The 14,748-nt window shown below is 41.6% G+C and carries 15 protein-coding genes; 7 read left to right on the top strand and 8 right to left on the bottom strand.

Translation table 11 applies throughout. From position 1 onward, the window contains the following. Positions 1–87: 87 nt before the first annotated feature. Both ACRRS0_RS18345 and ACRRS0_RS18340 read right to left on the bottom strand, forming a co-directional pair. Entirely contained in the window at positions 88–351 is a 264-nt protein-coding gene (locus ACRRS0_RS18345; protein WP_372317324.1) for a hypothetical protein, read from the bottom strand. 13 nt (positions 352–364) lie between these two features. Then, positions 365–622, bottom strand: coding sequence for a hypothetical protein (locus ACRRS0_RS18340; RefSeq protein ID WP_432451766.1), 258 nt, complete (start codon positions 620–622; stop codon positions 365–367). A 357-nt stretch (positions 623–979) separates the two neighbouring features. On the opposite strand from ACRRS0_RS18340, the gene ACRRS0_RS18335 reads away from it, so the two are divergent. Continuing rightward, positions 980–1,393, top strand: a complete 414-nt coding sequence (locus tag ACRRS0_RS18335) for a hypothetical protein (RefSeq protein WP_432451768.1) — start codon at positions 980–982, stop codon at positions 1,391–1,393. A 24-nt stretch (positions 1,394–1,417) separates the two neighbouring features. On the opposite strand, the gene ACRRS0_RS18330 is transcribed toward ACRRS0_RS18335, so the two are convergent. Beyond that, complete coding sequence (locus tag ACRRS0_RS18330; protein WP_432451769.1) at positions 1,418–2,593, bottom strand: tyrosine-type recombinase/integrase; 1,176 nt, start codon at positions 2,591–2,593, stop codon at positions 1,418–1,420. Positions 2,594–2,753: 160 nt separating this feature from the next. On the opposite strand from ACRRS0_RS18330, the gene dusA reads away from it, so the two are divergent. Beyond that, positions 2,754–3,770: a tRNA dihydrouridine(20/20a) synthase DusA gene (gene dusA, locus ACRRS0_RS18325; protein WP_432451770.1), complete on the top strand. Its 1,017-nt coding sequence runs from the start codon at positions 2,754–2,756 to the stop codon at positions 3,768–3,770. Between the two features lie 116 nt (positions 3,771–3,886). Continuing rightward, positions 3,887–4,525 carry a super-infection exclusion protein B gene (locus tag ACRRS0_RS18320; protein ID WP_432451771.1) on the top strand — a complete coding sequence of 213 codons (639 nt, stop codon included), beginning with the start codon at positions 3,887–3,889 and terminating at the stop codon, positions 4,523–4,525. 7 nt (positions 4,526–4,532) lie between these two features. Here ACRRS0_RS18320 and ACRRS0_RS18315 read toward each other — a convergent pair whose 3' ends face one another. Continuing rightward, a complete protein-coding gene (locus ACRRS0_RS18315) occupies positions 4,533–4,988 on the bottom strand; it encodes a methylglyoxal synthase (RefSeq protein ID WP_432451772.1) in 456 nt (151 codons plus the stop codon). Positions 4,989–5,305: 317 nt separating this feature from the next. On the opposite strand from ACRRS0_RS18315, the gene ACRRS0_RS18310 reads away from it, so the two are divergent. Then, positions 5,306–5,902, top strand: a complete 597-nt coding sequence (locus ACRRS0_RS18310; RefSeq protein WP_432451773.1) for a gamma-glutamylcyclotransferase family protein — start codon at positions 5,306–5,308, stop codon at positions 5,900–5,902. 45 nt (positions 5,903–5,947) lie between these two features. On the opposite strand, the gene pykF is transcribed toward ACRRS0_RS18310, so the two are convergent. Further along, positions 5,948–7,360 (bottom strand): pyruvate kinase PykF, encoded by a 1,413-nt coding sequence (gene pykF / locus ACRRS0_RS18305; protein ID WP_432451774.1) that lies wholly within the window; start codon positions 7,358–7,360, stop codon positions 5,948–5,950. Positions 7,361–7,611: 251 nt separating this feature from the next. Next, a complete protein-coding gene (gene arcA, locus ACRRS0_RS18300; RefSeq protein ID WP_432451775.1) occupies positions 7,612–8,322 on the bottom strand; it encodes a two-component system response regulator ArcA in 711 nt (236 codons plus the stop codon). 346 nt (positions 8,323–8,668) lie between these two features. Here arcA and ACRRS0_RS18295 point away from each other — a divergent pair, with 346 nt between their 5' ends. Both ACRRS0_RS18295 and ACRRS0_RS18290 read left to right on the top strand, forming a co-directional pair. Further along, a complete protein-coding gene (locus tag ACRRS0_RS18295) occupies positions 8,669–9,115 on the top strand; it encodes a DUF3293 domain-containing protein (protein ID WP_432451776.1) in 447 nt (148 codons plus the stop codon). After that, positions 9,087–9,584 carry a putative 4-hydroxy-4-methyl-2-oxoglutarate aldolase gene (locus ACRRS0_RS18290; RefSeq protein ID WP_432451777.1) on the top strand — a complete coding sequence of 166 codons (498 nt, stop codon included), beginning with the start codon at positions 9,087–9,089 and terminating at the stop codon, positions 9,582–9,584. The genes ACRRS0_RS18295 and ACRRS0_RS18290 overlap by 29 nt, the downstream gene beginning before the upstream one ends. Here the strand turns inward: ACRRS0_RS18290 and ACRRS0_RS18285 are convergent. Both ACRRS0_RS18285 and aceK read right to left on the bottom strand, forming a co-directional pair. Next, positions 9,581–10,135, bottom strand: a complete 555-nt coding sequence (locus ACRRS0_RS18285) for a hypothetical protein (protein WP_432451778.1) — start codon at positions 10,133–10,135, stop codon at positions 9,581–9,583. The genes ACRRS0_RS18290 and ACRRS0_RS18285 overlap by 4 nt on opposite strands. Before the next feature lie 122 nt (positions 10,136–10,257). Continuing rightward, complete coding sequence (aceK, locus tag ACRRS0_RS18280; protein ID WP_432451779.1) at positions 10,258–11,964, bottom strand: bifunctional isocitrate dehydrogenase kinase/phosphatase; 1,707 nt, start codon at positions 11,962–11,964, stop codon at positions 10,258–10,260. Between the two features lie 312 nt (positions 11,965–12,276). Between aceK and thrA the strand changes: the two genes are divergently transcribed. After that, entirely contained in the window at positions 12,277–14,748 is a 2,472-nt protein-coding gene (gene thrA / locus ACRRS0_RS18275) for a bifunctional aspartate kinase/homoserine dehydrogenase I (RefSeq protein WP_432451780.1), read from the top strand.

The raw sequence follows: 14,748 nt of genomic DNA, 5'->3' as shown, positions 1-14,748 counted from the left end.
TTTGCAATGGTTATTTTTTTTATCATGTATTTTTCATTTGTAAATAAAAATATTTTTATGCTATATAAAAAGCCTTGTAACCAAGGCTTAAGAAAGTTCATTTATTATTATTTTAATAGTATCGTGTTGATGATTTGTTAGTTCTATAAAATCATTTGAATTTAATTTATTGTTTGAGCATATATCTATTATCACGTTGTCTTTTACAAAAACTAGCTCTTTCAAATCTTCTTTTATCTCAACTATTGAGCAGTATCCACAATCTAAGTAATATTTTATTGTTCTGTAAGTTTCTATCAATCTAATTCTTTGTTGTGCTAATGCTGATAAGATTTCAAGTAAGTCATCCATAAGTCATTCTCCTTTATCTATCTAATTCTGATTCAAATTTTTCAAACGTTGATGCTTGAATTATTTTTAACTCAGAATATTCAATATCTGACAAATTGTTTTTATCTTCTAAAACATTATTATTTTCATAAATGTCATTCCAGACAGAGTTTATCTGTTCTCTTTTTGACATTGGAAATGCTTGAATCATTGCTTTGTGCTTTTCTACTGAATTTAAGATTTGTGCTTCTTGTTCTGCTAATTTTGATTTAAGTAATTGTGCGTATTTCATTGTTAAGCTCCTTGTTTTTCTTTGATACTTATATCGTATATGGCCAATCTAATATGTAAATGAAAAGTGTCACAATGATTTTTGTTACGCTCATTTTTACTTGTAAAATGGGGATTTTTAAAATGGAATTATTTTTTCATTTCGGGAAAAATATCTTAAATATTCAAATGTATTAGGATTGTTGAAGGATGTTATTCATTGAATAGTTATTTTTTAATTAATTATTTTTGTTTTATTTAATTTGATTCTTCTTTGTATTATCGGTTTTTTCAATATATCTGTGTTGATATATTTGATTTATAATAAATGTATGTTGTTAATGTAAGTGAAGGATATAACAACAAAAGGAAATATATTATGGGTGCATCAGAAATTGAAAAATTTAGAAAGATAGAAAGAAAATATTTGATTCTAAAAGACAAGTATAAAAACAGAGTTTTTGAATTGAATGAGTATAAAGATGATTTATCAGAAGCGACAGAAAGTTTACTTGAATCAATTGAGAAGATAGAAAAACTAATGGATGAAAATGATACTTTAAAAAATGTAGTTACAGCTTATGAAGTAAGAGATAGTATGAATGTAGACTTGCAGCATCTTTCAGAAAAAGAAATGAAAAGTTTTATAGCTGATTTAGTCTACATCTTTAACACCAACGAACTTAATGTAAAAAATGACGCTGGCGTTATCGGTGAAAACATTATAGATATACTAATACAAGATATTCATCATAAGTATAAAATTGATGTTGATAGGAAACACATACATTAAAAAGAAAGCCCATACGGGCTTTTTTTATTTCTTAATGAATGCAGGAGTAAATGAATCAATATCAAAGTTTTCCATTTCTAAATGCTGATAGACATTATGAAGTATATTGATGCTCTTATGACCACTGATTTTAGCAAGAACGTTCAACGGAACACCTCTTTCTGCTAAGTTACTTAAGCAGTGTCTACGAAGATCATGATACCTAATATCACCAATACCTAGCTCTTTTCTAACTCTCTGCCAACCAGCGGTTACACTTCTTGAATTGAATGGGAATATCAAATCTGACTTTTCTGGGTCAGTTGATTTTTTCTGCCTTGCGATTATGTCTGCCGCATCACCAATCAAAGGTATTACTGAGTGTTTGTTTGCTTTTTCAGTCGGATCGGGATCTTTACGTTCACGAATGATTAAAGTCTTTTTCTCAAAATTAAAATCTTCCCACCGAACACTAGTGATTTCACTGATTCGCATTGCGGTAAGTAAAGATATATCGAGAATATCTAAATAGGGAATTATGGCACTTCGATGTTCTTGTCTTTCTTTCAAACCTTTTCTCATAATCTGAAGTTGTTCATCAGAAGGTCTATGATTTGTTCTTGGTTTGGATTTACCGATCAATCTATATTTAACAAGAAGTGGGATCGCTTCTTCATGATATTTTAAATTTGCATTAATTTTAAAGAAAGATTTTGCGCTTTGCATAACAGTATGCAAATAAGTTACGTCATGAAAAACGGTCTGCGGTTTTGGATTTGTATCTTCATTTCTTCTAAGTTTGCAATGCGCTATAATATCGTCAGCACGAAGATTACTAGCAAGAATTGCTGAAATAGGGTAATGAAGTAAAGCATTGAGAACATACATTTTTGTTCTACCAAGTGGTTCAATATCATCACTTAGATCATTAGGTTTTTTAGGTTCGTCAGGATCATGAAGTCTCAGATAGAGATCAATCAGTTCACCAACTGTTGCTTCTTTTAGATTCTCTTCCTCTCGAAATGTGCCAGCTTTTTTTCTGGCTTCTATCGCTTCCATTTCATTTCTGGTTTTCTCACCCCAGGTTTTTGCAAGCTTGCGAGTAGAAAATGAATCTTGTTTTTCAGCGATTTTTTTACCGTTTTTTGTAACTCTAACTTTAACTCTAAATTTAGAATTACCATTTGCCGATTTTCGCTCTTCTATACTAACTGATGCCATACCTTCACCTCTTATTAATTTGGGGTTATTTTGGGGTCAATCCAAAATTCTTGGGGTCAAAGCATCAAGCATTTTGGGGTCATTTTGGGGTCAAAATATTCTTAAAATGTATCAGAATTGGTCAAAATAGGCAATAACACAATATTCAACGAGATTTTAAATGACTAATAAAGAAAAAAGAATCAATGACTTAGGTGGTAAGTATTTAAATAATCGGTTTTCCGTTGCACCCATGCTTGATTGGACTGATAGGCATTGTCGTTATTTTTATCGTTTGATGAGTCAGCATAGCTTGTTGTATACCGAGATGGTGACCACGGGCGCGATTTTACATGGGAAAGGTGACTATTTAGGTTTTTCTGAGCAGGAGCATCCGCTTGCATTGCAATTAGGCGGCTCTAATCCTCGAGATCTGCTGGAGTGTGCTAAACAAGCGGAGCAGTTGGGCTACGATGAAGTTAATTTGAATGTTGGCTGTCCTTCGGATCGGGTGCAAAATGGCCGTTTTGGCGCCTGTTTAATGGCTGAACCCAGCTTGGTTGCAGAGTGTGTGAATGCCATGCAACAACACATTAGGATACCAGTGACAGTTAAGACTCGGATCGGTATTGATGAGCAAGATAGCTATTCATTTTTAACCGATTTTATTGAGCCTGTCGCAGCAGCAGGTTGTAGTACTTTTATTATTCATGCTCGTAAGGCTTGGCTGTCGGGTTTAAGCCCTAAGCAAAACCGAGATGTGCCTCCCTTGGATTATACCCGGGCCTATCAAGTGAAACGAGATTATCCGCAGTTAACGATAAGTGTGAATGGCGGCATTAATAGTTTAGAGCAAGCTGAGCAACATCTCGAACAACTCGATGGGGTGATGCTCGGTCGAGAGGTCTATCAGAATCCCTATTTATTGGCGGTTGTGGATCAACGGATTTTTGGCGTTCAGCGGCAACAGCCTTCGCGTCATCAAGTGGTTCAGTTAATGTATCCGTATATTGAACAGCATCTTTCTAACGGCGGTCGTTTACAGCATATTTCTCGGCATATGCTGGGTTTGTTTCAAGGTTGTGTCGGCGCGCGATCCTGGCGACGCCACCTGAGTGAGAATGCCCATAAAGCAGGCGCAGGCATTGAGGTCATGCAAGCTGCATTAGCAAGGGTGCCTGAGTCGCTCGCGACTTAAGTTTGTTGCTTTACCGCCCCTTTGGCTCGAAATCTCTCAGCGCTTGATCATTGTTTGGCATAAGCCTTGCTATCACTATCCTCGAAGAGTCAGGTTTTTGGCAGGAGAGTGCAACAATGGAATTTCTCAGTCGTTTAATTGCGCGTTGGGGCATATTAGACATTTTAATGGCGTGGCTAGTGGTGACAAGCGCTTTATTATTGTTGATCCCGAGTTATTGGTTACCCGAAATGGGTTTTAATGCTCAGCTAAGTTTGGTATTTACTATAAGTTGTGTGGTGGGGTTGGCTTATTTTATCAGCCGTAGCTTATTATTAATCGCGACGGCTGTGGGGCGACATTTAAATGAGCGCCGCGAACACACCCGTTTAGCTGCGATGATTGCTTGTTTAGACCATTCAGAGCGAGCGGTGTTACGTGAGTTTGTGATTACCCGACGGAGTGTCCTTCATCTGCCTTTGGCGGAGCCTGCGGTGAAAAACTTACTCGAAAATGGAGTGTTGAAAGCGATGGAGCTGCAACACATTCAAGAGCAACGGACAAACGTTGATATGATGATCAATCTTGCTGCCCGCCCGATGCTTAGTTACAAGGCTTTGGGTTTACCGGTAGGAAAACTCAACGAGGAACAAATAGAGCATTTAAAGGCTATCCGTCCTCGTTTTTTGCAAGCTGATTATAAGGCCAATCGAACTCACTCGGGTAAGCTATTTCGGATCCGTGCTGACAATAGCGATGGCAGAACGGCTGCTTAACGTTGGCTTATTTAGTCCGATCTTTTAGATAGCCTGCATAATCGGGGACATCAACAGTAAACTCTTGGTTAAAATGACGGCTGGAGAGAATGAAGTCAGCCGTTGCCTGATTGGTTGCCATGGGGATGTTCCAAACAGCAGCTAGGCGAAGTAGGGCTTTCACATCAGGATCATGAGGCACTGCGTCGAGAGGGTCCCAAAAAAAGATCATTAGGTCGATCTTTCCTTCTGCGATCATCGCGCCTAATTGTTGGTCGCCACCCATTGGGCCACTGAGTAAAGCGGTGACTTCAAAGCCTTGTTGACAAAGAAGAGTCCCGGTGGTGCCAGTGCCAAATAATTGGTGTTTTTTCAGTTCGTCCTGATGAATTTTGGCCCAATTCATTAAGGCACCTTTTTTGTGGTCGTGTGCCACTAAGGCTATCCGTTTACTGACTTGCATGGTGCGGGTTGTTGTGTCCATATTCCCTCTTAACTACCAATAAATAAATTGCGATTATGCGAGCTATGGTACTGTTTGTGCTGATTATTAGCTAGCGGCAGAAATAAGTTCGTCGCTAGGATGTGAAGCGACAAACCTTGTAAGGTTTATTGATTAGATCGTGAATATTACAAAAGGCCCTGATTTAGTCGGATGACCGATAAGATAAAGCTGTGCTGTCATTATTTCATTGGTCATTGTTTATTTGTTACAAGGGCTTAGAATGAAGGTCTTTAGCTGGGTTGCTGTGCCGCCGTTGATTAATGTATTTATTGAGTGGCTTTACTGAGGAAGGTGCAATGATTTACATATTTGGCTATGGTAGTTTAATTGACGCCGATTGTCGGCAACGAACTTTTCCAGGGGAACAGGCTTATGCCGCCCGTTTACATGGTTATCAGCGCTATTGGAGCGGTTTGAAAGGCGGTAATGATCGTTCTGCAGTGGTGATTAGTCCTGAGCCGCAAGCAACGGTGAATGGGGTATTGATCCCATTTGATGAAAAGTTTTTGCCCGAATTAGATGAGCGAGAACGAGATTATGAGCGAGTTTGCTTAAACTTACAGCAGTTGGAGCTATTACATCCCTTACCGCAGGCTGCTGTGAAAATTTATACTTATGTTGCCCATGAATATTGGCACCCTCAAGCGAATAGCCCTATTTTACAATCTTATCTCGATGTTTGTTTACGTGGTTGCTTGGAAGTCAGTGAGCAATATGCTCGGGAATTTTTGCTCTCTACAAATTACTGGGTGAGTCATTGGTTGGATGACCGGCATCAACCTATTTATCCTCGAGCCATGAATATCGATGCTTTAGCCTTGGAACAAATTGATTCTATTTTGCTGGACATGGAGCACTTAAGTGGGTTTCATCCTTTGGATCAGAACTCATAAAAAAGGCGCCTCAGGCGCCTTTTTGGATAGCAATCAAGCGAGTGATTATAATACGTGAACAGAAGACGTATTGGTGGTGCCTGATGGTACGAGTGCACCTGAAACCATAACCACGATGTCGCCTTTATTGGCTAACCCTGATTCAATCGCAAGTTCTTTACCAAGCATGTAGAACGCATCAGTATTATCGATGCTTTCTACAACGTGAGGAATCACACCTTTAGATAAACAAAGCTGAGCAGCAGTTTTTGCGTTAGTGGTAATCGCTAAAATATTTGCTTGTGGGAAGTATTTACGAACTGACTTCGCTGACTTACCACCTTCAGTAGCAACCACGATAAGTGGTGCCGCTAATTTTTCAGAAGCTTCTACTGCACCCTTACATACCGCTTCAGTGATACGCAATTTACCGCTATCACGTGCAGGATCTAGGTTAGAAGGCATCACGGCATCGGTACGTTCACAGATAGTAGCCATGATAGTGACTGCTTCTACAGGGTACTTACCTTTAGCTGACTCACCCGATAGCATAACCGCATCGGTACCGTCTAAGATTGCGTTGGCTACGTCGCCAGCTTCTGCGCGGGTTGGACGTGGGTTTTTAATCATTGAGTCAAGCATTTGAGTGGCTGTAATCACTAGCTTACGAGCACGATTACATTTCTCAATCATCATTTTCTGAGCGAAGATAACTTCTTCTACAGGAATTTCTACGCCTAGGTCACCACGAGCAACCATGATACCGTCAGATACTTCTAAGATTTCATCGAAGTTATCAACACCTTCTTGGTTTTCGATTTTAGAAATAATTTGAATGGTTTCGCCGCCATTTTCTTTAAGCAGTTGGCGAATTTCTAGAACGTCTTCTTTCTTGCGGATGAACGATGCAGCGATGAAATCAACACCTTGCTCACAACCAAAGATTAAGTCGCCTTTATCTTTTGCTGATAGAGCTGGTAGTTGTACGATTACACCAGGTAAGTTAACACCTTTGTTCTCGCCCAAATCACCGTTGTTAAGAACAGTACACTTCACTTCGTCATCAGAAACGGCAATAACTTCCATTTCGATAAGACCATCGTCAACTAAGATAATGTTGCCAACTTTTAAGTCTGCAGCAAGACCTGGGTAGGTAACGGCTACGCGAGTTTTATCACCAATAATAGTTTGGTCGGTCGTGAACGTGAATTCTTGACCGGCGACTAAGCTTACGTCGTTGCCGCCAGCTAGTTTAATCGTTCTGATTTCAGGGCCTTTGGTATCTAATAAAACAGCGGCAGATTTGCCGGTGTTTTTGATAACTTCACGTAGATTGTTGATTCGAGTACCGTGCTCGGCAAAATCGCCGTGAGAGAAGTTAAGGCGCATAACGTTCATGCCAGACTCAACTAATTGAGTTAGCATTTCTACTGACTCAGTTTTTGGGCCAATGGTACAAACTATTTTTGTTTTCTTCATTGAAGTGACTCTCCGTTAAGGATGCTGTTAAAAAATTCTGCGCATATTATACAAGATTGATAACAAAAGAATATGTAGAAAAATAACTACAAATCAGAACATCGATCAAAACATTGACGATTTTTTACCTCAGCAACATGATTGTGAGTTGTCTGAGTTTCGTCACCTTTATTCATGTTGCTCGTTATTTGAGCGCCTCACAAGTATAAAAAAACCTCGCGAAACTGCGAGGTTTTTTGTAAGTGAGCTGCTTATTCAATTTCACCACAGAAACGATAACCTTCACCATGAATGGTTGCAATAATTTCTGGTGTTTCTGGTATTGATTCGAAATGCTTGCGGATCCGACGAATGGTTACGTCAACCGTCCGGTCATGCGGCTTCAATTCCCGCCCTGTCATCTTCTTCAATAAATCTGCACGGGTTTGAATCTGTCCAGGGTTTTCTACAAAGTGCAACATTGCACGAAATTCGCTACGCGGCAGTTTGTAGGTTTCTTGGTTAGGACTTACTAACGATCGGCTATTAATATCTAAGGTCCAGCCGTTAAAGCGATACTCTTCTACAGAGCCCTTGTCTTCATTAGCCGATTGTCCATTGATGGTACGATTTAGTAGGTTGCGCGCACGAATGGTTAATTCGCGAGGGTTGAAAGGCTTGGTGATGTAGTCGTCGGCCCCAATTTCCAAACCTAAAATCTTATCAACTTCATTGTCGCGACCAGTTAAAAACATTAACGCGATTTGTTCACGATCTCGAAGTTCACGGGCAAGCAATAAACCGTTTTTACCTGGAAGATTAATGTCCATGATAATTAAGTGAACTGAATGAGCTTCAAGTACGCTGTTCATTTCATTGCCGTCAATCGCTTCAAACACGTTGTAACCTTCGGCTTCAAAAGTGCTTTTTAGCGTATTACGAGTGACCAGTTCGTCCTCGACAATTAGAATATTTGGTGTCATGGTCTTCCCCAATGCTATATAGAAAAAAGTTGGCTTGCGAACTGTTCGGTGTTTTATAGAAGATGAAGTAAACACTAGCTACAATGCCATGTTGAGTTTGTGTTAAAACTTCTCATATGGCAAAAAAAATAAACAAATAGTGTGCTCAAAACGAGACGTAAGTCAGCGTAAGAGATCTTCTGTATGCATGATTCGTTACAAGCAGTGAACATATTCTATGGGCTTAACAGTGATATAACAACTTGAGTCTGAAAAAAGCTTACGTTTTTTGAAGCGGATTTGATTCAAATCAATCGGAAATGGTCATAATGGCAATTTATACGCGTCATTACTGAAAATAAACTACATGTTTAATTTGTATAAAAACACTATATTTTTGGCAGATACAGCCCTTAAATATCATGGGCTTGCTGTTATTACCGCGAACAATCCTAAAGGGGTTACCCGATCTCAGCAGTTTAATCGCTGGTTAGATTGTCATTTACTTACATATTTGCGTGTCCATAAAATGCCTTGTTCTTGGGTCTTTGCAGGCGCTATTGATCTTAATCATTACGAATTTAGCGCGGTTGTTGAATGTTCGTTAATTGATGCGCAATATGTAGCAAAGGTTTTCAAACAGAGAGCTTTTTACTGGCTTGATGGTGATTGTTATCTCTATGATAGTAATGATATAAGCCGAGCATACTCATGTCTTGGCAATACCGCGAGTCGTTGGTTTGATAATCCACAGGGATATCAACAAATGATAAAGGAGTATCAGAATGCAAGATTTATTGCCGGAATTATGTGATCTCTATCCGCAACAGGTTCAGCTGTTAACCCCTATTTTTCGGTCTTATGGATTGAAAACTTGCTTTTTCGGTGAAGTGGTGACGGTTCGATGTTGGCGAGACAACAGTCGAGTCAAAGAGTTATTAGCCACTGCGGGCCGAGGGCGAGTATTAGTGGTGGATGGTGGTGCCGATATTCAACATGCATTGATGGGCGACTTGATCGCGGATTCGGCTTATCTTCAAGGATGGTCTGGGGTGGTCATCCACGGTGCGATTAGAGACGTATCGACGATTAATACGATTGACTTGGGAGTAAGGGCATTAGCTGCTTGCCCGATGAAAACCGAGCGAAAAGGTGTCGGGGATGTTAATTGCGAGCTGAATTTTGCTGGTGTAAAAATTCTACCGGGGATGTATTTGTATGCGGATGAGAATGGGATCTTGCTGAGCGAACAGGCCTTAAATCTGCCGGAAGGCTTCGCTTAAAAGCGATAACCTAAACCAAATTGAAGCTGTTGCTGGGTTTGCTTATCTTGTGCTTCAATTTGATAGACAGCTTTTACATCAATGTTATTGAGTAGGTGTAATGTACTCGATACCTCGAGGCTTTGTTCGGTGGTGTCATCATCAGGTTGGTGAATTTGTACCAATTTACTTTGAAGTGATAGGTGCCGTAGCGGCTGGTAATTTAAGCCTGTCGAAAGATTAAAGCCTCTACGTGTCGCAATATCGTCGTATTGATTGTTCACCCCTGCTTCGACAAAGAGTGAGAATTCGTTACGCAGTTGATGCTGGTAACCGCCGTTAAAAAACCATGATTGAGTTTGATCCCGGGGCCCTGTGTAAATAAATTGTTTGTTGTTATAGCCTGTTACATACCAGTTTTTAATTTGACTGCGGGTTGATAGTTGTAGATGTTGGCCATCACCGTAGCTAATACTTAATTGGTTATCAATATTTGGGATTGCAGCGAACGCTGAACGACCCGTGATCATCAAAAGAGCAGCAAAATAATACTTAAAACTAAACTTAGTCACTGCTGCCCCTTATTATTATTTTTCCCAATAACTATTATGGTCGATCTCATACAGAAGATCACGGTCGATCACAAAAAATATTTACGCGATGGCGGAACGAGTCACGGCTTGAAAGTTGGTAGCTAACGGTTGATAAATCGGCAATGCCTACGGTAAGGAAAGACATCTTCAAATTGACCATTTTCGATGTTGCGTTGCAAACTTTGCCAATAGCTGGCCTGAAACAGTTCCGCATGCAATTCTCTAAATGCTTGTTTTACGGCTGGTTTCCCTAGCAAGAACGTTGCAAATTCTTCTGGGAAAATATCATTGGGACCAACAGAATAGCTAGGATGTACGGCCCATTGGTCTTCAGGATAGGGGGATTGTGGAAATTCTCTGAAATTACACTCCGTCATATAGGATATTTCATCGTAATCATAAAATACGACTCGCCCATGCCGAGTGACCCCAAAGTTCTTAAATAACATATCCCCAGGAAAGATATTGGCTGCGGCTAGTTGTTTGATGGCGTTGCCATATTCATCGATCACTTGCCGAGTTTGCGTTTCGTCGGCTTGCTCTAAGTAGATGTTTAGCGGGACCATTTTGCGTTCGGTATAGAGGTGTTTAATGGTGAGTACGTCATTTTCTATTTTGAGCGCAGACGGCGCGACGAGTTCCAGTTCTGCAAGTAACTCAGGGCTAAAGCGGGCTAAAGGGAATTCAAAATTAGTAAATTCTTGAGTATCGGCCATTCGGCCGACACGATCGTGTTGTTTGACCAAGCGGTATTTCTCTTTGACGACCGCCCGACTGACCTCTTTGGGGGGAGTGAAGCGATCTTTTATCACTTTAAATACAACGTCATAAGAGGGCAAGGTAAATACGCTCATCACCATACCTTTAATCCCGGGGGCGAGTTCAAATTGGTCTTTGGAGTTGTGTAAGTGGTTTAAGTAGTGACGATAAAATTCGGTTTTAGCATGTTTTTGACAGCCGATTGCGGTAAACAGCTCATAATCGGTTTTATTGGGGAGTAGCTGCTTTAAAAAGTTTACAATTCGTCTTGGTGCAGGGGCGTCGACCATAAAATAGGCGCGGGCAAAGCCAAAGATAATACTCACCTGATCACTATCGATTAACACGGTGTCTATCGCAACCTGGGCTTGCTGGTTGAGTAATGGAAATACGATGGGGAAAGACAGCGCTTCGCTTTGATAGTGGCCTATCAAATAGGCGGCTTTGTTCCGATAAAACACTGGCTGCAGCATGGTGATGCGGTGTAATGGTTGCTGCTTGAGCTGAGGCTGCTGTTGGAGTCGCTGTTGGATAAAATTGATATCGCGTGATAAGTCTTCGTATGGAATGGCGAAGTCATAGTCTTTAAATAAGTCGACCAGTAGCTGTTGCAGCTCGGTATGTTGGTAACGATGGGTGAGTAATTGATAGTCAAAGCGTTTGCTGCTACGACTTGGTCGAATAAATAGTTGGTCTTCTTCGATGTAGCGATGATGAAATAGTCTTTGATACACCGAATTAAAGAAAGATTCAGCGACTTCAAAATTTTCATGTTGGCTAATTAACTGGGAATACCGATATTTTACTGCGGCGCAAAATTGAGCGCTACGTTGTAGATGGCCAGTTAGTTGTTTGATGGCTGCCCTCGCTTCGGTGACATGATGATCATATAGCCGGATCCGCTCTCTAGATGCGAGTTGTACAGACATCCAGTCAGCGGTTTCGAAGCGTTGTTTCGCACCGCGGGTGACTTCTAAGAAACATTGGTAGAAGCTGTTGAAGCGTTGCAGCATCGTTTCTGCTGCGATGTGTTCCATCGAGTTTTTCATCGGCGTTTTCTTATTGTTGTTTTTTTATCCACTATGGCAGGATTTAAACGGGCGTTCAAATTTTTATCTCGGAAATGATTGTTGACTTGGATGAGTTTTGAGCTAAATAAAACTTGACTCTTTAGCCCAGCTGGTTATGGTATGAACATAATTGGAATTTAAATTTTTATTCAGATGTCAGTATATTTTGCTTACACAACCACCGGTATTATTACCCGCACCACCACATGCGGGACGGGCTTGTTGTAGCGATAAACTACATTGAAGAAAGCCCGTATCAATCACGATACGGGTTTTTTTTTGGGAGGAACAATGCGAGTTTTAAAATTTGGTGGATCATCTTTAGCCGACGCTGAGCGCTTTAATCGCGCAGCCGATATAGTATTAAGTAACCAACATCAGTCACAATTGGCGGTGGTACTCTCTGCTCCTGCGGGAGTCACCAACGATTTAGTTGCAGTGGTGGATATGGTTAGTCACGGCAACGATGGAGAGGGTTTATTAAATCGTATTGAAACCACCTTCCAGCAATTGCTCGGTGAATTAAAGAATAAATATGCAGGTTTTGCCATTGAGCAAATGCAGTTGATGATTCACCAAGAGTTGGGTGAATTACGCCAGTTACTAAAAGGGGTCGCCTTACTGCAACAATGCCCAGATAATATTCGCGCCAAGGTATTGTCTACAGGCGAAAAACTGAGCATTCACACCATGAGTTATCTGCTAGCAGTGCGTGGCCATAGTGCAGAGATCATTATTCCTCAGCAAAAATTGCTGGCCAGCTCGGGGGGCTACTTGGAGGCTGTGGTCGACATTCAGGCCAGTAAGCAGCGTTTGAATCAGAGCATGCTCCAGCAAGACCTAATTTATTTGATGCCTGGGTTCACGGCGGGTAACGCGCAGGGTGAAACCGTAGTGCTTGGCCGCAATGGTTCCGATTATAGCGCCGCGGTATTAGCGGCCTGTTTAGATGCAGAATGCTGTGAAATTTGGACCGATGTCGACGGCGTATATAATTGCGACCCTCGCTTGGTTGAAGATGCCCGTTTGTTACGTAGTTTAAGCTATCCAGAAGCCATGGAGTTAAGCTATTTTGGCGCTAAGGTACTGCATCCCAAAACCATTGCCCCGATTGCTCAGTACCATATCCCTTGCCTAATTAAGAATACTTTTAATCCTCAGGGGGAAGGAACATTAATTGGCGCACAAAGCCAAGGGCAAGATGATTTACCGGTGAAAGCTTTATCTAGCCTTGCCGAACTGACTATGTTGACGGTTTCAGGTCCTGGCATGAAAGGTATGGTGGGCATGGCTGGCCGTATTTTTGAAAGTATTTCTCGTAGTCATGTTTCTGTGGCGCTGATTACTCAATCGAGTTGCGAGTATAGCATTAGCTTTTGTATTCATAGTGTTGATGCGGTCCGCGCCTTAGCGGCTTTAAATGAAGAGTTTGAGCTGGAATTAGCCAATCAATTGCTGGAGCCGATTGAGACCATCGACCAATTAGCGATTATTTCGCTGGTGGGGGATGGCATGCGCCGCAGTAAAGGGGTTGCGGCACGCTTCTTTACTTCGTTAGCGGAAGTTGGGATTAATATTGTGGCGATTGCACAAGGTTCTTCCGAACGCTCTATCTCGGCGGTGGTTTCCCAAGATAAAGTGGCGGAGGCGATCCGAGCTTGTCATCAAAATTTCTTTGAGAGCATGCATTACATCGATTTATTTTTAATTGGCGTGGGTGGCGTGGGTGGCGCGTTGTTAGAGCAAATTCATGCTCAGCAGGCGCATCTAAAAGATCAACAAATCGCGATCCGCGTTTGTGGCTTGGCTAATAGCCGCAAACTATTACTCGATCCTAAAGGCCTCGCGCTAGACGATTGGCAACAGCAACTGGCCAATTGCAGCGAGAATGGTGGGTTCACGCTGGCCAATGTGAATGAATTAGTGGGACAAAGTCATTTAATTAATCCGGTGATCGTTGACTGTACCAGTAATGATGATGTTGCTGGTAAGTATGCTGAATTTTTGGCCAATGGTTTCCACGTGGTAACCGCGAACAAGAAAGCCAATACTTCAAGTCTTGAGTATTATCAGCAACTGCGTAAAACTGCGTTGTCGATGCGTCGTAAGTTTTTATACGATACCAACGTGGGTGCTGGTTTACCGGTGATTGAGAATTTGCAGAACCTGCTCAAGGCGGGGGATAAGTTAGAGCGTTTTAACGGGATCCTTTCTGGCTCACTCTCTTTCATTTTTGGTAAGTTAGATGAAGGGATGAGCTTTTCTGAAGCGACTTCCATCGCCCGAGCAAACGGCTTTACCGAGCCTGATCCGCGAGATGACTTATCGGGCATGGATGTCGCCCGTAAGTTGCTGATTTTGGCACGCGAAGCGGGTATGCCACTAAACCTTGATGATATCCAAATCGAGCAGGCGCTGCCACCTAACTTCGATGCCAGTGGTGATACCGAAGCCTTTATGGCGCGCCTCCCCGAGGCTGACGGGTATTTCGCCACGTTACAACAGGATGCGGCAGCTGAGGGGAAGGTATTGCGTTATTTAGGTAGTATCGATCAAGGCGTTTGTAAAGTTTCGCTGGCGGCGGTTGCTGCCGACGATCCGCTTAACCGAGTAAAAGATGGCGAAAATGCGCTGGCTTTTTATAGCCGTTACTATCAGCCTATTCCTTTGGTCTTGCGTGGCTACGGTGCGGGCACGGCGGTAACGGCTGCTGGGGTATTCGCCGATGTGCTTCGAACACTCAACTGGAAGCAGGAGGTGTAA

The sequence above is a fragment of the Agarivorans sp. QJM3NY_29 genome, from assembly GCF_050870835.2.
GTDB lineage: Bacteria > Pseudomonadota > Gammaproteobacteria > Enterobacterales > Celerinatantimonadaceae > Agarivorans.
The sequence above is the reverse complement of the archived record's forward strand: the minus strand, read 5'-3'. Positions and strand labels throughout refer to the sequence as shown.